The sequence below is a fragment of the Desulfoluna spongiiphila genome (assembly GCF_900101345.1).
Classification (GTDB): Bacteria; Desulfobacterota; Desulfobacteria; order Desulfobacterales; family Desulfolunaceae; genus Desulfoluna; species Desulfoluna spongiiphila.
The window spans coordinates 116,572-136,700 of record NZ_FMUX01000018.1 but is presented as its reverse complement, the minus strand read 5'-3'; the positions used below and the strand labels follow the sequence as shown (position 1 = coordinate 136,700).

15 protein-coding genes are annotated in these 20,129 nt (G+C 58.5%); 4 read left to right on the top strand and 11 right to left on the bottom strand.

Annotated features, from left to right (window positions below; genetic code table 11):
• Positions 1 to 70 precede the first annotated feature (70 nt).
• Together BLQ12_RS20395 and ylqF are read right to left on the bottom strand one after the other, a co-directional pair.
• Complete coding sequence (locus BLQ12_RS20395; protein ID WP_092213562.1) at positions 71 to 529, bottom strand: PilZ domain-containing protein; 459 nt, start codon at positions 527 to 529, stop codon at positions 71 to 73.
• A gap of 334 nt (positions 530 to 863) precedes the next feature.
• Positions 864 to 1,727 carry a ribosome biogenesis GTPase YlqF gene (gene ylqF / locus BLQ12_RS20390; protein WP_092213560.1) on the bottom strand — a complete coding sequence of 288 codons (864 nt, stop codon included), beginning with the start codon at positions 1,725 to 1,727 and terminating at the stop codon, positions 864 to 866.
• Between the two features lie 282 nt (positions 1,728 to 2,009).
• On the opposite strand from ylqF, the gene BLQ12_RS20385 reads away from it, so the two are divergent.
• Together BLQ12_RS20385 and fdhD are read left to right on the top strand one after the other, a co-directional pair.
• Positions 2,010 to 2,813: a lysophospholipid acyltransferase family protein gene (locus BLQ12_RS20385; protein ID WP_092213558.1), complete on the top strand. Its 804-nt coding sequence runs from the start codon at positions 2,010 to 2,012 to the stop codon at positions 2,811 to 2,813.
• 230 nt (positions 2,814 to 3,043) lie between these two features.
• Positions 3,044 to 3,850 (top strand): formate dehydrogenase accessory sulfurtransferase FdhD, encoded by an 807-nt coding sequence (fdhD, locus tag BLQ12_RS20380; protein WP_092213556.1) that lies wholly within the window; start codon positions 3,044 to 3,046, stop codon positions 3,848 to 3,850.
• 391 nt (positions 3,851 to 4,241) lie between these two features.
• On the opposite strand, the gene BLQ12_RS20375 is transcribed toward fdhD, so the two are convergent.
• The 9 genes from BLQ12_RS20375 to BLQ12_RS20330 all read right to left on the bottom strand — a co-directional run bounded on the left by BLQ12_RS20375 (position 4,242) and on the right by BLQ12_RS20330 (position 17,614).
• Positions 4,242 to 6,017: a fibronectin type III domain-containing protein gene (locus BLQ12_RS20375; protein WP_092213554.1), complete on the bottom strand. Its 1,776-nt coding sequence runs from the start codon at positions 6,015 to 6,017 to the stop codon at positions 4,242 to 4,244.
• 198 nt (positions 6,018 to 6,215) lie between these two features.
• Positions 6,216 to 10,331, bottom strand: a complete 4,116-nt coding sequence (locus BLQ12_RS20370; RefSeq protein WP_092213552.1) for an acyl-CoA dehydratase activase — start codon at positions 10,329 to 10,331, stop codon at positions 6,216 to 6,218.
• A gap of 478 nt (positions 10,332 to 10,809) precedes the next feature.
• On the bottom strand, positions 10,810 to 11,967 hold the full coding sequence (gene dsrP / locus BLQ12_RS20360) for a sulfate reduction electron transfer complex DsrMKJOP subunit DsrP (RefSeq protein ID WP_092213548.1): 1,158 nt from the start codon (positions 11,965 to 11,967) through the stop codon (positions 10,810 to 10,812).
• A 12-nt stretch (positions 11,968 to 11,979) separates the two neighbouring features.
• The gene (gene dsrO, locus BLQ12_RS20355) at positions 11,980 to 12,762 is read right to left on the bottom strand and encodes a sulfate reduction electron transfer complex DsrMKJOP subunit DsrO (protein ID WP_175469973.1); all 783 of its coding nucleotides are present in this window, start codon (positions 12,760 to 12,762) and stop codon (positions 11,980 to 11,982) included.
• Between the two features lie 2 nt (positions 12,763 to 12,764).
• The gene (dsrJ, locus tag BLQ12_RS20350) at positions 12,765 to 13,148 is read right to left on the bottom strand and encodes a sulfate reduction electron transfer complex DsrMKJOP subunit DsrJ (protein WP_092213544.1); all 384 of its coding nucleotides are present in this window, start codon (positions 13,146 to 13,148) and stop codon (positions 12,765 to 12,767) included.
• Positions 13,141 to 14,730 carry a sulfate reduction electron transfer complex DsrMKJOP subunit DsrK gene (gene dsrK, locus BLQ12_RS20345; protein WP_175469975.1) on the bottom strand — a complete coding sequence of 530 codons (1,590 nt, stop codon included), beginning with the start codon at positions 14,728 to 14,730 and terminating at the stop codon, positions 13,141 to 13,143. The genes dsrJ and dsrK overlap by 8 nt, the downstream gene beginning before the upstream one ends.
• Positions 14,731 to 14,754: 24 nt before the next feature.
• Positions 14,755 to 15,753 (bottom strand): sulfate reduction electron transfer complex DsrMKJOP subunit DsrM, encoded by a 999-nt coding sequence (gene dsrM, locus BLQ12_RS20340; RefSeq protein WP_092213539.1) that lies wholly within the window; start codon positions 15,751 to 15,753, stop codon positions 14,755 to 14,757.
• 121 nt (positions 15,754 to 15,874) lie between these two features.
• Positions 15,875 to 16,477, bottom strand: a complete 603-nt coding sequence (locus BLQ12_RS20335) for an RsbRD N-terminal domain-containing protein (protein WP_092213538.1) — start codon at positions 16,475 to 16,477, stop codon at positions 15,875 to 15,877.
• Between the two features lie 327 nt (positions 16,478 to 16,804).
• Positions 16,805 to 17,614, bottom strand: a complete 810-nt coding sequence (locus tag BLQ12_RS20330) for a sugar phosphate isomerase/epimerase family protein (protein WP_175469972.1) — start codon at positions 17,612 to 17,614, stop codon at positions 16,805 to 16,807.
• A 358-nt stretch (positions 17,615 to 17,972) separates the two neighbouring features.
• Between BLQ12_RS20330 and BLQ12_RS28075 the strand changes: the two genes are divergently transcribed.
• Together BLQ12_RS28075 and BLQ12_RS20320 are read left to right on the top strand one after the other, a co-directional pair.
• Positions 17,973 to 19,451: an NfeD family protein gene (locus tag BLQ12_RS28075; protein WP_092213534.1), complete on the top strand. Its 1,479-nt coding sequence runs from the start codon at positions 17,973 to 17,975 to the stop codon at positions 19,449 to 19,451.
• Positions 19,452 to 19,469: 18 nt separating this feature from the next.
• Positions 19,470 to 19,946 carry an NfeD family protein gene (locus BLQ12_RS20320; protein ID WP_092213532.1) on the top strand — a complete coding sequence of 159 codons (477 nt, stop codon included), beginning with the start codon at positions 19,470 to 19,472 and terminating at the stop codon, positions 19,944 to 19,946.
• Positions 19,947 to 20,129 lie beyond the last annotated feature (183 nt).

Here is a 20,129-nt window from a genome sequence, read left to right as displayed (position 1 = left end):
ATGATGAATAAAAAAAGGCCCGCCTGTTCGGCGGGCCTTTTTGTTTTTTATCATGTGGTCCGGCAGCGCGTTATTTGCCTCGGCTTAACTGCCCGGCAGCTTCGGGTTCTGCTGCGGGGCGCTTGAGGCGGGAGAGGTTCCCGTCGATGGTGCGGTCAAAGGAGACGGCAAAGCCGGTGCCTTCACCTCGGACCACGGTGCCGGAAATACGGATGTGTTCACCTTCGGGCAGTTCAAAGGAGAGGATGATCTTCTCTCCGGCATCGGCCACGTCCGGGGTATCGATGAACACCCCTTCGGTGCTGATGTTTTTGATAAACCCTGTGTATGCCCTTCCCTTCACCACATAGACGGCCTCGCCATAGTATTCGAACCGCGGGGACTTTCTTTTCTTCTCGAAATTTTTTTTCTCAACAAGCTCCAGAAGGTCCATGATTTCTCCCTGGCCCATTTTAAGGATATGGGAAATCAGGCGTGAGGTCGCTTCAGACAGGGACATCTCTCTTTTTACTTTGGATCGTTTTTCCATAGGTCCTAAAGTTGTACATCTCTATCTGTGGATAAGAAGAAATGATTCGCTGGGGCTCGGACACATATTACCAAACCGATTATGGATGCAGGCGCCTTGTGCTTCAGGCGTATCACTTAATAATACACTGGATTTATCCAATCGCTCACCGTTCCGGGCTCGGACCATGAACAATTGTGATATCTTTTTTCCACTCCAGTATATCTAAATGAGTTGTCAGCTGTTTGTCAATCGGTTATCGGCATAAGGTTCAGAGATCGCATGCTGATCTTGCATGGATCTTTGCTATGGAATCCTTTGCTGGCCTTGGTTTTACTATTGCTGGCCGAACGTTTTAGTCATCAGCCGTGTTTTCTTTATTTGGGTAATCTTCGGGCCAATCCAGGGAAATGCGTCCGAGGTCGCCGGCTTTGATCTCCTTGCAGACGATTTCAGCGGCCTTGTGCATGTCCACCACCCCGCCTTTTCGCAGGCAGCCCCGTTTCTTTCCGATTTCAGCCAGGAGCTCCAGGCCCTCTTCAGGGACCACTTTGAGCTTGTAGCGTCCCACCAGCAGTTCCCGGTAGTGGGTGAGCAGGTCCACCACGGCCTGGGGGGCTACTTCCAGGTAGTCCAGGGCGGTGTCCCGCACCGCGCCGGTGGCCCCTAAGCGGACGCCGCCCCGATGGTCTGCGAGGTTTGGCCAGAGCACCCCGGGGGTGTCGGCGATGTCAAAGCCCTGGCGACCGCCGTCGATGCGGACGTGCTGCTGGTGCCTTGTGACGGCTGGTTCGTCCCCGGTCTTGGCCACCTTACGGCCTGCCAGGGTATTGATAAAGGTGGATTTTCCCACGTTGGGAATGCCCACCACCAGGGCTCGAACCCCGCGTTTCAAGTCGGACGGGGCCAGGGACGCGGCAAGGGCTTTTACCTTGTCCACGTCCTTTTTTTTCAGGGCTTCAATGGCAATGGCCCGGGTATTCTCCTCTTTTTCCATGGCCTGGATCCAGCGGGTGGTGACCGCCGGGTCGGCGAGGTCTTTTTTGTTCAGGACCTTGACGCACGGCTTGGCCCCTTTAAGCTCCTTGAGCATGGGGTTGGAACTGGATACGGGGATGCGGGCGTCGATGATCTCGATGACCACATCCACTTTTTTTAATGCGTCGCGAATTTCATCGCTCGCTTTTTTCATATGGCCGGGATACCACTGGACCGCCATATTGCCTCCTCACAGGTTGCGATATCGTCACCATGGATACGCACACTCCGCTTGTTTTGGAAGGGGTATCGCACAGATTCTGGTTGTGTTTGGATGAAGGGGGGAACCTTTGCTGGTCAGGGCCCCTTGCGAAATAAAAAAGTTTGTTTTCTTCATAGCATGGAGAGGGCGATCAATGAAACGAGATTCAGAGCAGACTCCTTGAAATAAAGATCACTTTGTGCCACAAATAGAACGACGGTTTCACAAAATAGACATTGATGAAAAAGGGACCGAATCCTCATGTTGAATCGATTGATTTCCACTTTGTTTCTGGCTTACATCGGCATCACCTGCGTCTTTTTTTATCTGGGCGCGGTGCTTATCTGGTTGGTGACACGCCTCTTTGACAAGCGGCTTGTGGTGCTTCACCTTTACTCCTGCTTCTGGGCCTCGGTTTATATCTGGACCATGCCAGCCTGGCGCATTGCCACCAAGGGGCGCCATAAGGTGGATTGGAAGAAAACCTACATGGTGGTCTCCAACCATCAGTCCCAGCTTGATATCCTGGCGGCTTTTACCCTGTTTTTTCCCTTTAAGTGGGTCTCCAAGGCCGAGATATTCAAGGTGCCTTTTGTGGGATGGAACATGGTGATGAACCGGTATATCCGGTTGAAGCGGGGGGACAAAGAGAGCATCGCCGAGATGATGGACGTCTGCGAGAAGACCTTGAAACAGGGTGCCTCCGTCTACTTTTTCCCGGAGGGGACCCGCTCCTTCGACGGGCATCTGAGGCCCTTTAAGCCCGGTGCGTTCATCCTGGCCCATGATCTGAAGCTGCCCATTTTGCCCATCGCCATCAACGGGACCCGCAAGGCCCTGCCCAAGCACAGCATGAATTTCCACGGAAAGCACCACCTGGACATTGAGATCCTGGACGAGATCCCCTATGAGGCCTACGCCCACCTCTCTGTGGAAGAGACAGCAGAGATGGTCCGGCAGCTCATCGGCTCCCATGTGGAAGAGCATGTGTGTGCAACGGAGACCACCGTGGCCGGTGGAAAGGCCCGGCGAGCCGGGAACCGTGGGCTCACCGCAGGGTCCTGATTCGTGGTACCTCCATGGGGGGTAACCTGATTAATAGATTGATGCAGCAAGATGATTTCAACATACCCTGAATGAAAGGTGCATGTGATTTTCCCCGAGGAACGAGGGGAAAGCGCATTGGCAACCTGCTTTCAAGGTGGCACACCTTGCCGCCGGAGGCTGTTTTCCACCGGTCTTAACCATGGGGAAGGCGTTTTTTGGGGGTATTTTATTAATTTAAGGACGGGGCCATGAAGAGTCACAGCACGCAGCGGATTCGTCACATCGTGACCGGCGAGGTGCGGGAAACCACCCAGGAGCTCCTGGCGGAAGAGCCCCTCTCCATCCGCGTGCAGGGCAACCCCTACACCGTGGTGATGCGCACCCCGGGCGATGAGATTGCCCATGTGGCCGGGTTTTGCCTGGGGGAGGGCATCGTGGATGCCGTGGCTGATTTCGGCACCCTGGCCTTCTGCGATGAAGACGTCAACGTGGTCACCGTGACCCTGACCCCCGAACGCAGCGAAAGAGTTCCAGAGATCCTGGACCGTCGGGGCTTTATCAGCCAGACAAGCTGCGGCATCTGCGGCAAGGAGCTCATCGACGACCTGCGTCAGGTCACCTCCACGGTGGACGCCTCGCCCGTGGCCTTTGAGGTCGTCAGCAACGCCCTTGATGCGCTCGGCACCCACCAGCCCCTGCGAGAGATCACCCGCGCCTCCCACGCCGCGGCCCTGGCCCATGGCACCGGAGAGATCCTCTCGGTGGCCGAAGACGCAGGCCGCCACAACGCCCTGGACAAGGCCGTGGGCAAGCTTTTCCTCCAGGACTCCCTGGGCGAGGCCCGTTTCCTTGTCCTCTCTTCCCGCATCAGCTACGAGATGGTCCAGAAGGCCGCCCGCGCCGGTATCGCCATCATCGCAGCCGTCTCCCGCCCCACCGCCCTTGCCGTGGAACTGGCCGAAGGCCTCGGCATCACCCTCTGCTCCCTTGCCCGGGGCGAAGGGCTTTTTGTGTATACCCACCCCCATCGAATCCAGACTCAATCTCCAGAATAACGGTATCAAAGTGACTGAAAAAGCGCCTCCGGCGGCGAGGTGAGCCACCTCGAAAGCTGATTGCCATTGCGCCTCGCCCTTCGTTCCTCAGGGCAAATCGCAATGGCGTTCGTCACGGACTGCGCCCGCCATCAAAGCTGGTGATTTTATCGGCATTCTCACAAGGTTTGTCAGGGTGAGGGTACGGTGTCGCCACTTCGTCAGAATTGGTTTTAATCTGAGTGGCTTAGGTAAAATACTTTGAAACCTCATGGTGAATGAGCTTTATGAGTACACATCACCCGTCTTATATTCCATGTCGAGTCGAGTGTATTGCTTGAAACCTGTTTGGCAACCTTTTTAAAAGGTTGGCCCCCGGCAGGGCCGTCGGAGGCGCCTTTGCTTATTTCTGTCAGAAGGTATGGAAGACACCGGCGTTGAAGGTCCAGCCGCCCAGGTCGATGGCGTTGTCGCCGAATCGGTCGATGACGGAGTAGACGGTTTCGAAGATCACACCGGCTTTGTTGTCAAAATAGGGATCGCGGGTGAAGAGTTTGATGCCGGCACGACCGTGGTACCCTGCCACCCCGTAGTCCCCGTCATCCCACGCATCCACCTTGTGGGTATCGCTTGTCTCCCTGTAGTACCAGTAGTCCAGCCCTCCGCCTGCAAAGAGAATGACCTCCGGGGTGACGGTGGTTTCCCAGGTGAGGCTTGCCGTGAGGGGGACAAGGATCAGTTCGGTTTCGGCCTTGCTCTCCTGGCCCGAATCCGTGCGTTTGGTACCGGTGCGTTTGACGTAGCCCGCTTCCAGGGAGGCTGCCAGGGGGCCCTGGAATTTTCTCTGGTAGAAGAGGGTGCCGGAGATGGCGTTTTCACCGTAGATGTCTCTGTAACGGTCGTCTGTGAGGCGGTGAAAGCCTGCCTTGATGCCGATGGTGTTGGGGTCCTGGGGGTGGCCGGTGACGGGCAGGAGCAGCATAAGGACGGCCAGGAGGAGCGCAACGGCCCGGGGCCTGACGGCAAAGCCCAGGACGGCCAGGCACAGGGTCAGGGCAATGGCGGCAAGAGGGCGTGGGGAGGCCCTGCCCTGGGAAGCGTCGACAAAGCAACCCCCTTCAAAGGTCTCCGGATCGTCCAGGAGGGCGTGTACCTCTTCCACGAAGATGGAGACGCTCCCGTCGGATTGGGGGGCTTCGTTGGTGCTGGTGTCGATGGCGGAGACCCGGAAGGTGTAGTGGGTGTCTTCGGTGAGGCCTGAGATGACGGCATCGTCTTCGGGAGCGACATCCTGCTGGCTTACAAGGGCGGCGGGGTCTGTGCCGTAGTACACCCTGTAGACCGACAGGTCGGCCATGCCGTCGTTGTTGCCGTCAAAGAGGACGCGCACGCTGAGGTTTTCCAGGAGCTCGGGGGGATGATCGTCCTGGGAGAGGATGGGGGTATCGGGGGCCAGGTTGTCCCGTGTCTGCCCTGCGGCAAAGGTGTCCACCACCAGCCAGGCCGACGGGTCGGAGTTTCCCTGGGCGTTCGTGGCCGTTACCCGGAACCGGTAGCGGGTGTCGGCATCGAGGCCGGAGAAGGTGGCCTTGGGGTCGTTGACGTCGATGGGGGAATCCGGTGTGAGGGAGACGCTTTGAAAGACGCCTGCGACGCGTTTTTCCACGCTGACCGCATAGGCGGTGACATTGTCGGAGTCCGCGGCTTTGTCCCAGCTTATGGTGATGCTGGCATCGGTTCGCAGGTCCAGGGTGAGGTTGGCAGGAGTGGACGGCACCTCGGGGTCGGCATCCGTGGTGACGGATTCGATGCCGGAGAGGGCGCTGTCCCGGTCGCTTTCAAAGGTGGAGATGGCGACGTAGTACGTGGTTTCGGGCTCCAGGGTGACCCCGGAGGCGGCACCTATGGTGAAGCTCACATCCACATCTGCATCCACCGGGTCCGTGAGCCCCAGCTCGCTGTTGGTTCGCTTCAGCGGGTTGGTTTCATTGGTGACCTCGGTTTCGGTTTCGCCCCAGAAGACGGTGTACCCGTCGGCATCGGCCACGGTTTTCCAGGAGACGGTGATGGTGTTGTTGGTGGCGGCCAGGGTCGGGTCATCCGGGACATCGGGCAGGGCAAGGGCGACGACCGGCAGGCACAGGAGGACGACGAAAAAAACCGGGGACACCAGGCGGTGCGGTTTCATGGAGTGCTCCAAAGGGGATTGACCAACGTGATTGTAAGATGGGTGTTTTTATAAGGGATGAATTAATGGTTGATTTTACGGTTTTTTCTGTACGGTGTCCAGTTTTTCAGGAGGCGGCGCAGGGCCGCCTTTTAAAAACCTGTTTGGCAACCTTTTTAAAAGGTTGGCCCCCGGCAGGGCCGCCGGAGGCCTTTTTTCTTATCCCGCCTTGCGCGTGAGGTAGAACATGTGGGGATCGATCATCCGGTTGGGTTTGTTGGTGCCGTCGTAAAAAAGGTCGATGACGGGCACGCCGTAGCGCTCCTGGATCTTGCGGAAGATGGAGGCGCTGATGACCCCGGGGCAGCAGAAGACCGGGTTGACGTGGATAACCGCAGAGACAAGGCCGTGCTTCACGTAGTAGAGCATTCTCCCTAAGGAGACGGCGGTCTCACCGGCGATGAAGCTGGTGAGGCCGAACTCTTCCATGAGGGCCTGGCATTCGTCCAGGGGCGGCTCGGTGACCCCTTCGAGGAGCCCGTCAAAGATGGCCTCGAATTTTTCCTCGTAGCCGGTCATGGTGCCCAGGAGTTTTTCCCCGCAGTGGTTTTGCCGGGTATCGGCAAAGATGGAGTGAACCACCAGCTCGTTGTAGGAGGGGAGGATGACCTCCCCGCCCAGGGCTTCGGCGTGATCGCAGATGGCTTCGTTCAGGACCTCGTTGTACTTGGCGTACATGTCCCCGAGGATGGCAATGCGGGGTTTGCGCGTCTTTGGCAGGGGGAGCCCGCCAAAGAGTTCCCGCACCTTTTCCGCTGCGGTCATAAGGGACTTTCGGTTGGCGATGTGCCAGGCGATGATGGCCTCTGCCTCGCCCACGGCCTTCATGGTGGCCCCTTCCTCGGTTTCATAGGGGAGGAAGCGGAACCGCAGTTTGGAGAGGATGGAGCTTAAGATGGTCACCGAGAGGAGCTGGGCGTTGTGGCGGGCGGAGATGCCCGGCACGGCGGCCTGCCCGTTGGTGTTCATCACCTTGATCCCTGCATACCCGGCCTTGGTGCCTGCGGCCTTCACCAGGTTGGCGTACTGGTTGAAGTTGCAGGAGAGGCAGATGTTGGGCAGGTAGACGATGGCCTGTTCCGGGGCCAGGTCTCCCTGGGAGAGCCGGGAGATCACGGAACCCACGATCGCCACGTTGGGCAGACACTCCCCGCCGCTGGCGAACCGGTAGCCGAGGTTCAAGGTGGTGTTGTCCATGGGGAGCACCTCTGCCTTGTACCCGGCGGCCTTGAACACCTCGGCCTGGAGTCGGTTGATGCGGGCATCCACCATGGGGATGAGGACGGTGTCTCCCTCGTCGGGCGTGTCCGGGGCAAAGGTGGTTCTGGGGATGACGATCTCTTTGCTTTCAGCCTTTCTGCGGTCGTAGTCGGCCACAAAGGTGTCGATGGCCGCTTCGATGCGGGTGAGGTACCCCACGTCGCTTGCATGCTCGTCCAGCTGGAGGATGAGGTAGGGTTTGCCCATCTTCTCCATGGCGTCTTTGATGTGGTTCATCAGGTAGGCGTCCGGACTGCAGCGGAAGCAGGTGAGAAAGACCGGGTAGAGGTCGGGGTTCTTCCGCACCGCGTCCAGGGCCAAAAGGATCTGCTGGCCGAAGTACCAGTGCATGTTGTCCAAGTGATCGGGCAGGTCGCCTGTGGTCGGTGCCAGGTCCATCATGGACTGGGAGACGATCTCAAAGCCCATGGATTCCATGCGGGCGGGGATCCCTAAGTTAACCCGTTTGTCGAAGAGGGCGTAGGGGCGTCCCAGCAGGAGGATTTTCGGTTTGGGTCCCCGGTTGGCCAGGCGCTTTGTGCCTTCAGCCACCCAGACTTTCTTCATGGCCGAAAAGGCTTTTTTGGCGTCGATGAAGGCGTGGACAATGGCCTCTTCCGGCAGGTCCAGGATGGGGGCGAGGTCAGCTGCGAGGCGTTCTCCCACGATCTCGTCGGCCACGTTGTTCATGCGGACGGTGGGGTGGAGCAGGCGGCCACCGAAGTCCATGCCGGGCAGGTTGTTGATGATGGTGGCCGCATAGGAGGAGTAGTAGCAGAAGTAGCTGTCCGTGCTCTTCTCTCCAAAGGGCTGTTCCATGGGAAGGGTCTCAAGGAGGCTCTGCTCGCTGATGAGGGTGGGCAGAAAGATGTAGTCCACCCCGGGCCGATCAAGGGCGGCCACCATGCCGTGGGTAAGGGCCATGGGGGTGCAGAAATCGGCGTTGATGAGCTTCATGCCCTGGGCCAGCTTTTTGGCCGTGCTTTTTTCCACCACCACGTTGAACCCCAGGCGCTGGAAGAGGTCTTTGAACAGGGGCGCGTACTCCACCATGAAAAGGGTCTCGGGGATGCCGATGGTTTTTGTCCCCGCAGCGCTTGCATCCTCTGTTTTGAAGATGGCCTTAAACTGTTTTTCAAGGCCGGAGACGGTCTCTTTGCCCCCCACCTTTTTTTCCGCGTAATCCCTGCCGCACTTTAAGCCCCAGGCGTTTTTCTTGTCTCCCACGGTGTAGATGCGCAGCTCGCAGCGGTTGGTGCAGAGTTCGCAGGTCTCGGTCTCCACGGTGCAGGAGAAATCGATGCCCGTGAAGGAGGAGGCGTCAATGCCTGCATCTTTCAAGGCCACGGCGCAGCCCAGGGCCCCTGTGAGGTGGCAGAATTTGGAGACGAGGACCTTCTGGTCCAGTTCCCGCTCAAAGCAGGCCACCAGGGCTTTGTTGCGGGCGGTTGCCCCCTGGAAGTAGACCCTGTGTCCGGGGCTGCTCTTGCCCACCACCTTGGAGAGGTAGTTGTCCCGGACGCTGTGGAGCACCGCGGACATGATTTCAGCCTTTTTCCACCCTTCCGAGAGGAAGATGTTCAGGTCCCGCTCCATGTAGACGGTGCAGCGGTCCGAGGTGAAGGGGGCCTTGGCCCCTTCCACGATATCGGAGATCTCAGGCAGGGTCATGTGGAGGCGCTTGGCCTGCTCTTCGATGAAGGAGCCGGTGCCTGCCGCGCAGACGTAATTCATCACGGCATGCTTCACCACCCCGTCGTTTAAGAGGGTGAACTTGGAGTCCTGGCCACCGATTTCGATGATGGTGTCCACGGCCGGGTCGAGGAAGGTGGCGCCCTTGGCGTGGGTGGTGATCTCGTTGATGGCGAGATCCGCTCCGATGACCTCCTTGATGAGCTCCCGGCCCGAGCCGGTGGTGGCCACCCCGCAGATGGTGAGGGCAACTTCCTTGAAGAGCTCCTTGACCTGGGCAAAGAGGCGGGTGACGGCGTCCACGGGGTCGCCCTGGGTGCGGCCGTAGAGGCCGGCCAGGATGGTGCCCTTTTTGTCCGTGAGGACGGCCTTGGTGCTGGTGGAGCCTACGTCGATGCCCATGTAGGCCTCGCAGGCTTTTTCAGGGGCCTGGTAGAGGGTGACCTCGATGCCGTCGGCCTCATAGGAGGAGAGGCCGTCAAAGGCGGGGTAGTGGGGCATGTTGGTGTCCAGGATCGGCCGGACCGTTCGTTCTCTCCCCATGCGGGAGATGAGGTGCTTGCTGGCTTCCCAGGGCTGGTCGGCCAGGGAGGCTGCCCCGATGGCGTTGACCGCCTGGGCGCTTTCCGGAACGCTGACGGCAAGGCCTAAGGCCGCCTCCACCTCCCGGACGATTTTGGCATTGGCCGCCATGCCCCCGATAAAGAGCAGGTCCCCGGTGAGCTCCCGGCCCCGGACGGTGTTGGCCAGGACGCTTCGGGCCACCCCTTCGCACAGGCCGGTGGCGATGGCCTCTTTGGCGTAGCCCTGGGCCTGGGCGTGGATGATGTCGCTCTTGGCAAAGACCGCGCAGCGGGTGGCGATGGAGGGCGCTTTGCCGTTAAAGGCGGCGGCTTTTTCCGCCAGGGCTTCGGTGGAGAAGCCCAGGCGTTCGGCCTGCTGGTCGATGAAGGACCCGGTGCCCGAGGCGCAGTCGGAGTTGACCACATGCTCCACGTAGTTGCCCTGGTCGTCCAGGCGGATGAGGTAGAAGCTCTCGCACCCGATGGAGAGGATGTTTTTGCAGGGGGTCTTGAGAAGGGTCGCTGCTTCCACTGAGGCGATGACCGGGTCAAAGACCCGGGCCTCGGAGAGGGTGATGTTGCCGGTGACCCCGAATCGGGTGATGGCGCCGCCTGCTTCGGTTTCCATGGCGTGTCTGGCCCGGGTCAGGGCCTCTTCCAGGTTGCCGTTGTGGAGGATGCTGCCGCTGGCAACGACGCGGTCTGCGTCCAGCACGGCGTAGTGGATATATTTGGATCCGAAGTCAAGTCCTGCTTTCATGGGTGGGCACCTCTGTCTTTTTCTCTCTTATAAGGTCGTGCCCCCCCGGAGGTGGGGGATCAGATGGGTCTGAGGATGGCGTTCCGGGGGGAAGGGGTTCGAGTATAGAATATGTGTTCTACGTTAACGCATGCGCTTTTTTAAACATTTTCTGGGGGGTGAGTCAAGATCAAAGGGTTAAACGATACAGGTGGGCCGAATCGAACTTAGGGCGGGGAATCTTTGTTTTGGCCCGTGGTTTTAAGGGGGGCACCGGTTCAGAATGCCCTCCGTGGTCACGGATGGAAAAAACGCCCCCGGCGGTCAGGGGATGATTCCCTGGACCCCAGGTTGCAAGGCCAATGACGACCCCTTAAGGTTGCTTGTGTCACCGGAAAGGAGAAACAAAAAACCCGCCCCCCTGAAATCAGGAGAGCGGGTTTTTTTTAACAATCCAGTTGGCATTCCGGATTAATACAACCAATCAAACGCTTGAGCCTTAGGCGTTGACCTCTTCTTTGATCCGTGTGGCGATCTTGTAGAGGATGGTCACGACCAGAAGGCCTGTGGCGTAAACGCCCACGGTGATGAGAATCTCCAGGGGCGTGGGAACGTACTCGTGGTAGGTGTGCATGGCGTTGGGCACGAAGCCGCCGGCGATCATGCCCATGCCTTTGTCGATCCAGGTCCCGATGAACACCATGATGCAGAGAAAGGGCATGTACTTCTCGTTGTTCCGGATCTTGGGAATGACAAGAAGGATAATGGCCGAAATCATGAGGAACATGGAGGTCCACATCCAGGGCACAAGGGCTACCTTGTCGCCGTGGCCGAAGAAGAGGTACTTCAGGTGGTCCATGTGCTCGGGGATCTGGCTGTAGAAGACGGTGAAGACTTCACACAGGAAGAAGAACACGTTGGCGATGAGCGCGTAGGTGATGATCTTCATGAGGGTCTGCATCGCTTTTGTGCCGGGATCGAACTTGGTCACTTTGCGAACGATGAAGCAAAGGAGGATCAGGAACGAAGGACCGGCGGCAAAGGCCGAGGCCAGGAACCTGGGAGCCAGGATCGCCGTGAGCCAGTAGCCGCGACCGGGAAGGCCGCAGTACAGGTAGGCGGTCACGGTATGGATACCGAAGGCCCAGGGGATGGAGACGTAGATGAGGAACTTCACCCACTTGGGTGCAGGCACCCCGTTGCGCTCGGCTTCGAGGAGCTTCCAGCCAATGACGATGTTCAACAGGAGGTAGCCGTTTAAGACAATGGCATCCCAGAAGAGCATCGAGTAGGGCGTGGCGTTTAAGACCACGTTCATGGCGCGCTTGGGCTGGCCGAGGTCGGCCAGGATGAAGAGCAGGCACATGACAACGGCAGCCACCGCCAGGAACTCGCCCAGGATGGTGATGCGGCCGAAGGCCTTGTAGTCGTGCAGGTAGTAGGGGAGCACCAGCATCACGCCCCCGGCGGCGACGCCGACGAGGAAGGTGAACTGGGCAATGTAAAAGCCCCAGGAGACGTCCCGGCTCATGCCGGTGATCCCGAGACCGAACTCCCACTGCTCCATGTATCCCATGAAGGCCACGGCAATGACGGCCATCAGACCGGCAAGCCACAGCCAGTAATTTCTGCTTCCGCTTAATGCTTTTTCAAGCATGATGACCTCCCGTTAAACGATGTAAAAGACCGAAGGCCCGGTACCGAGACTGGCCTTTCGCCGAATGGTGTAGTTCTCTTTCAGGACCTTGCGAATTTCCGATTTTTCATCGGAGAGGTCGCCAAAGACGAGAGCGCCTTCAGAGGCCTCCACGCAGTAGGGGTCCTTACCAACGGCCAGTCTTTCCGCGCAGAAGTTGCACTTCTCCACGACACCCTTGGTACGGGTGGGGAACTCGGGGTTGGTGGGCTTGCCGTCTTCCAGGCCGTTTCGTGGATCCTGGAAGTTGAAGCTGCGGGAGCCGTAGGGGCAGGCAGCCATGCAGAAACGGCAGCCGATGCAGCGGTGGAAGTCCATGAGAACGATACCGTCTTCCCGCTGGAAGGTGGCCTTGGTGGGGCAGGCCTGGACGCAGGGAGGGTTTTCGCAGTGGTTGCAGAGGACCAGGATGGGGGCGTGTTCGGCCTTCTCAGACTGGTACTCGTTGGGCTGCTGGGTAAAGGCGTGTTCGTAGTGCTCTTCCCAGATCCACTTGATCTCGTGGTTTTTGTTGTCAAGCTCGGGAACGTTGTGGTTGATGTGGCATGCCTTCCCGATTTTTTCGTTCAGCTCGTGGGTGAGCTTGCGGGTGTCGATGACCATGCCCCATCGATCCGCTTCGTTGACCTTCTGGTCTTTGATGGCTTTGCCTGAAGGGATGAAGTACTCGCCGATGGCATGCGCATTGGACGCGGCTGTCAGGCCCAGTGCGGATACGCCGGCGATCTTCAGGAAGCTTCGTCTGCTCTCTTTCATCACTACTTCTCCTTCGGATTCACGTGGCAATCCCAGCAGTAGGGGTTAACAGAGGCGTACTCATGGCATTTGTCGCAGAAGTCCGCCTTGTTGGTGTGGCACTCAAGGCAGGTGTTGGACAGGCTCATGTTGTACTTCTTGCCGTCGTCAGCCACATACACGCGCTGACCGTCGCGAACCACCGAGTTTCTCCAGCCGTCCAGAAGCCGCATGTGCTCCTTGGCCATCTGGTCCTTGGGAAGGATACACGCTCCGGCGGCTTTGGCTTCCGGAGCGATGACCAGCTCCGGCGCAGGCTTGGCCGATCCCGTGTTGTACCAGAACGGGAAGGAGACCAGGACGGCGAAGATGGCCACTCCGGCTAATATTTTACCTTTATCATTCATCAGAATCACCCTCCGCTCCAGGTAAATCCTCAAACCTCAGGTTTGTGGTTCGTTCTTTTTCACCATCCATGACCAGGGCGTTGGCCACCAGCTCGTGGAGACCGGTGACTTCGACACCGGGCACCCAGTAGTCCATGAGGGGGGGCAGGGCCGCCCGGTCAATGGCGCACATGCAGGCCAGGGTGTTGACGTCGTACTTGTCGTGGACGTACTTGACCGCGTTGGCACGGGGCAGGCCACCGCGGAGGCGCTGTTCCATGATCTCTTCGGTGTTGAGGCCGGCACCGGAGCCGCAGCAGAAGGTCTGCTCGCGGATGGTGTTGGCAGGCATTTCGTGGAAGTTGTTGCAGACGCTCTTCAGCACGTAGCGGGGCTCGTCGAGCATGCCCATGGCACGGGCCGGGTTACAGGAGTCGTGCCAGGTCACCTTGAGGTGATCGTTGCGGCTCGGGTCAAGCTTGAGCTTGTTGTGCTTGATGAGGTCGGCGGTGAACTCGGCGATGTGGATCATCTTCGTGGACGCGGCGTGTTCAAAGACGGTGCCGGTGATGGGGTTCACGGGGGTCTCCAGGAAGTTGGCCGGGCCGTTCATGGTCCCCATGTACTGGTTGATGACGCGCCACATGTGGCCGCACTCGCCCCCAAGGATGTACTTGACGCCGAGGCGCTCGGCTTCGTGGTACATTTTGGCGTTGAGCTTTTTCATCATGTCCGAAGAGGTGAAGAGGCCGAAGTTGCCGCCCTCTGAGGCGTAGGTGGAGAGAGTGTAGTCCAGGCCGATGTGCTCGAAGAGCATCAGGTACCCCATGAAGGTGTAGGTACCGGGGTCGGCAAAGGCGTCTCCAGAGGGTGTGACAAAAAGAATCTCAGCACCCTTGCGGTTGAAGGTGGGGTTGATGTTGACGCCGGTGATCTCTTCGATGTCTTCGCAGAAGAACTCGATGATCTCTTTGAAGTTCTGGGGCTGGATGCCGAGGTGGTTGCCGGTTTTGGAGCAGTTGGCCACGGGATCCTTGATCCAGTTGATGTTGACACCGAGCAGGTTCAAGAGCTCGCGGCCCATCATGGTGATCTCAGCGGTGTCGATGCCGTAGGGGCAGAAGACGGAACACCTTCGGCATTCGGTGCACTGGTAGAGGTAGGAGAACCACTCTTTGATGACCTGGGGGGTCATCTTCCGGGCACCGCCGAACTTGCCGAGGAGCTTGCCCACGGTGGTGAAGTCGTTACGGTAGATGCTTCGGAGCAGCTCGGCCCGTAAGAACGGCATGTTCTTGGGGTCACCCGAGCCGATGTAGAAGTGGCACTTGTCGGCGCAGGCACCGCAACGGACACAGATGTCCATGAAGACCTTGAGGGAGCGGTACTTGTCCAGGCGCTCCTTGAAGCCTTCGTGAATGATCTGCTGCCAGTTTTCGGGAAGCTGCCAGTCCTCGTCGGCGGGGGACCAGTCGCGACCGTTGGGAAGCCCAAGGTAGTCCAAGGTCTTGGCCTTGGCGGGATAGCAGAACTTGCCTTCGGACATGTCCGGCGGCGTGTCCATCCACGACTTCTTGGGAACAGCGTTGTCTATTTTGATCATCTCTTCCGGTTTGATATCCACGATTTATGACTCCTTTTCCACTGGGAGACCCGCTTCGATCATCTTCTCTCTGAATTCGTTTTCGTATTTCTCGTAGGTCACGAACGGAAGATCGGGGTTCCAGGGGTTGATGTGTCTCTTGGCTCGGCTGTTGTTGGCCATGTTTCGGGTGGGAGAAAGGAAAATACCACCGGCGTGCATCAGCTTGCTGAAGGGGAAGTACACGAAGAGAACGCATACGCAGAACAGGTGCACGAAGACGAACGGGTCAATGTTGGCCGGAATCGTGGGGTGCAGAGTCGCCAGGCCCATGGTGAGCTCTTTCACGGCAACCACGTCCACCCTCAGGAAATATCGCATGTAGATGCCGGTGCCTGCGATGGCCATGATTAGGAAGAGGGGGAAGTAATCGGCTGCCAGGGAGGCGTACCGGAGGTTGGGCTTGGCTACTCGACGCAGGAAGAGAAAACAGACCGCGGCAAGAAGGAGCACTCCGGAGAGCAGCACAATGGGAAGGCCGATCTGGAAGAAACCGTCGAGGGCTTCCAGGGCTTCGATCCAAAACGGCACAGGCTCCAGGAAGAAGCGCATGTGACGGACGAGCACCGCCAGGAAGCTGTAATGGAAGACCAGGGCAAACAGCCAGAGCCAGATTTCCCATTCGTAAGAGACCCGGTCCCCTTTGATTTCGGCCTTGGTGTTGCGGAACAGAGACCTGAAGGTCAGGATCTCAAAGGCCATGCGGCCCACCACACCCAGTCCGGTGTAAGGGTTTTCAAGCTTGTCATGCTTGATCCAGGGCAATGATTTTTGCTGACCGCAGGTGGTCGGGATACGAAAGGGAACCGGTGACTTGGCCCATTTCATGATACGCCAGATAAAACCGCCCAGGAACACGACGAAGGCGATGTAGGGTATCAGGATCCCAAACACTCCCTGCAGCGCAGGCGCACTGCCGCCCAGAAAGGCGAGTGCACCCAGCACAACGACCGCTACCAGGGACAACACAATATTAACGTTCATACCTTTTCCTCACCCTTTGGTGCTTGATAAAACGAACGCACCCGAATTGAAAGTTTGTAAAAGACGGACACAACCTTAAAGGAGGGCCGGCAACCCTCCCGGGGGAAGTCACACCACCGTCCTACAGCCCTCGATCCGGATCGTCATCCGATTTTTCAAAGCCCCCGTTTTTATAAACATCATGTGGTAAAATTTCGGTCCCGACTTCGGGAACCTCACACAATATATCCTTGTTCTTCAAAATATTAAGCGTTCGGGTGCGAACCTCGCTGGCCCGAAGGCGATAGATCTGCTCACGGCAGGCCATGTAGATGTCGAAGGCCGCCAGGCTGAGCTGGTCCACCCGGTTGTAAAAGCCGTCCAGGTCCTTCTGGGTAACTTTTCCCTCTTTGATCTCTTTTTTCAGCGCCTCTTTCACCACGGTTTTCAGGGGAAAGACAAAGGCAACCCCTTCACTGGGGACAAAGGCCTGTACTGCCCGCAGGCGAATAACCGGGTCGAGTTTCTGGCGGAGCACCTCGGGGTCGGGTTCGTTTTTCCCGGCCAACAGGGCAAAGACGTCGGTGAACCCTTCCTTGGCCATGGCGCCGATGGGGTTGTTGAAGGGGTCCTGCTCCTTCATGATGAATCGGCTGCCGTCGGACGAGTAGCTGCCGGCAAAACGTGCGGTCCATGCTTTGATGATCTCTTTGGCATGGTTGTCGAGGTGTTTGTAAATACCCATGGTTCCTCGCACCCACCTGCATGCGCACGCGGGTTTCCTAAGAATTTCATTTGTAACAGCAACTTAATGATGAAACGGAATTTTCCGAGTTTAAACGATTGATATAGAACAATTTCCGTTTTTGTGTCAAGAACTACTTTCCTTTCAAACGAGGCTGAAGTATGCATCGTTAAAGGATATTGCGTTTGCCTACCACTGACGAGACGAGCCTTGTTTTCCTTGGTTACCTCCCACGGTTTTGATAGTATTAACGTCTTCGAAAACCATGGTTTATCCCAGCCGGATCCGGCGGGAATCATGCCGAATTTGCCTCTGCGGCGCCCGTATTTAACGCGGCAGCAGGCCGGGGTGACGGACGAGAAATTCAAGGGCCGGCGGCAGGTCTTCCGGCCTGTGGGGCTCCAGGGTGATGACCAGGGGCCGGCGTTCTGCCAGGGCAACAAGGGGGGCAAAATCGATGGTGCCCCGGCCCGGGGCCAGGTGCTCATCGGCCCTGCCGTGGTTGTCGTGGAGGTGCACCTCTGCGGTGAGATCCCCCAGGGAATCCACCCAGCCGGTGAGGTCTCCGTTGCCGTATGCGTTCAGGTGGCCGGTGTCGAGGCAGAGCCCCAGGTGGTCGATGCCCCGGACCATGCTCGCCATGTCCGCAGGGGAGCGTTCGTGGACATTTTCCAGGAGGAGCCGTGCTCCGGAGCGGTCCATGGCCGAGGCCGTTTCCCCCCAGACCCTGCGGCTTCGTTTGCGCCAGTCCGATAACCCTTCGGTATGGGTGTCCGGGTGAAATCCGGTGTGGCACACGACGTGTGTGGGCTGCATCACCGCCACCGCGCTGACGAGGCGCTCAAGGTACCGTTCGCTGCTTTTGCGCACGGCCGGATCCGCCGACCCCGGGTCCACCCCTTCGAAGGGGCCGTGGAGGGTAATGCGTGCTCCGGCCCGTCGGAAGGTCTCTGCCGTCTCCCGGAAGTGGTCCGGGCCATAGGCCTCAAGGGCCGGGATGTCCATGCCCAGCTCGGGGTTGAGGCAGAGGGAGCAAAACAGGTCAAAAAGCGCCCTGTCATGCATGAGCATGCGGTAGGGTACATTGACCTGAACGCCTCGGGCTGCCTGCTTCATGGCGTTGTCGAGCTGGATCATGGTGAGGCTCCGTCGTTTGATTTTGTTCCTGATAAACCGCCGCACTATAGCAGAAGAGCGGATCCAAATAAATGCCGCGGGGTCGTGAATTATTTTGATTTCATTGTTCATTCAGCCTGATGGATGGGCGCCTGTTGCGGCCGGTCCCCGGCTTACACGATCTTGCACGGCTTCTCCTTTTCCTGTATATACGAATAGTCAATAAGGTGTCATCCGGCGATTTTATCTTCCGCAGGAAGATGAGTGGATGTACATCCTTCATTCATCGGGGTGTCCGGGCCGTTTTCTCCCCTTGTTCCAGCGCTTGTGTCACCTGGCTCCCGGCATCACTCTCTTTACCTGAACCCCAGGCATCACCATGCAAAAGTCGACCCCTTTCCTTGTTTCGGTATGTTTTTTCTTTGGATGGCTCCTGTCGTGTGTTCTCCCGGCGGGACCGTTCCACTCCATTGCCCGGGCCGATGAGGCCAGGGTGCTCGTGATCCCCGTCTCCGGCGAGGTCTCACCGGCCATGGCCGCCTTTGTGGAGCGGGCCACACGGGATGCCCAAGGCGCTGCCCTTGTGGTTTTTGAAATGGACACCTTCGGCGGTCGGGTGGATTCCGCCCTGAAAATTGTCGATGCCATCACGGCCCTTGAGACCCCCAGCGTGGCCTGGGTGAAGACCAAGGCCATCAGCGCCGGGGCCCTCATTGCCCTTTCGGCCGACGCCCTGACCATGTCCCCGGGAACCACCATCGGGGATTGCGCCCCCATTGCCGTGAGCCAGGAAGGCCCCAAGATGCTGGGGGAGAAATTCCAGTCCCCCCTGCGGGCCAAGTTCCGCGCCCTGGCCCGGAAAAACGGCTACAGTGAAGCCCTGGCCGAGTCCATGGTGACGGCCGAGCTTGAGATCGTGGCCTACGAGGCCGAGGGCAAGACAGTCTACCTGGAGAGGCAGGCCTACGAGGATTTGAAGGTGAAGCCCGACCACGTGCGGACCGTGGTGCGTGAAGGCGAGCTCCTGACCATGGACGACGTGGAGGCCAAGGCCTTCGGGTTTTCCAAGGCCACCTTGAAAACCATCGCCGAGGTGGTGGCAGGGGAAGGAAAAGGGGGAACAGCTCCGGAGCGTGTGGACCCCTCCTGGTCCGAGGACCTCTCCGGATGGATTCTCTCCATTGCCCCCATTCTCATGATCGTCGGGCTTGGGGCCCTGTACACCGAACTCAAGGCCCCGGGCTTCGGGATCTTCGGCATCGTGGGGCTCAGCGCCCTGGCCCTGGCTCTTTTCGGGCATCATATTGCGGGCCTTGCCACCTATGCGGAGATTCTCATCATCGTCATCGGTGTGCTGCTCCTGGTGGTGGAGATTTTTGTCCTCCCCGGGTTCGGGGTGGCGGGGATCATCGGCTTTCTGCTGGTGATGCTCGGCCTGATCCTCTCCCTGCAGGATTTTGTGCTGCCCGACCCGGACCTACCTTGGGAAGGCGACCTGTTTCGGGGGAACCTCCTCACCGTGGTGGCCTCCTTCGGCGCCTCCCTGCTCATGGCCATGGCCATGCTGCGTTACCTCGTTCCCGCCATGGCCGGGAGGGTAAGCGGGCCGTACCTGGATGCGGACCTTAAAGCGTCCCATGCCGATTCCAAAGAGAGCGCACGCATCGAAAAAGGCGCCACCGGTGTTGCCTTAAGCCCCCTGAGACCGGCTGGCAAAGCCGCCTTTTACGGTGAGCCCTTTGACGTCGTCACCCGGGGTGATTTTATTGATCGAAACGAGCACGTGGTGGTCACCGCCGTGGAGGGGAATCGCGTCATTGTGGCCCGGAAAGTCTCCCCTTCCGAACCTGTTGCATAAAGGAACCCAGCCAAGCCCATGAAAATTGCCTTAACCGTCATTGTCCTTCAGCTCCTTGGTGTTGCCGCCATCATCGCCGAGTTTATCATTCCCTCCTTCGGGCTTATCTCCGTGGTGGCCGCCGCCCTTTTTGTGCTCTCTGTGTACATGGTCTTCACAGAGGTCTCCACCCAGATGGGCTACGCCCTGTTGGTGGCCGATATTTTTCTTGTTCCCGCCGCCGTTTTTGTCGGGGCCAAGGTGCTGGAACACTCCCCGGTGACCCTTAAAAAGCAGCTCAAAAGTGATGACGGGGCCACCTCTCAGAAAATAGGGCTGGACCACTTTCTGGGCCTTGAGGGCAAGGCCATCACCGACCTGCGTCCCTCGGGCGTGGCTCTTCTCGGCGAGGAACGCATCGACGTGGTCACCCGGGGCGAGTACATCGAAAAAGAGAGCGCCATCACCGTAATCTCCGTCACCGCCAACAGCGTTATTGTGAAGGTCGCGGAGTAAAAGTAGCCTCCGGCGCCCTGCCGGGGGCCAACCTTTTGAAAAGGCTGCCAAACAGGTTTTGAAAACAGACCCAGTTTAATCTGAATCAAAGGCGAATGTGATTTTCCCTGAGGAACGAAGGGGAAAGCGCATTCGCAACGTGCTTTCAAGGTGGCTCACCTTGCCGCCGGAGGCACCTTTAAC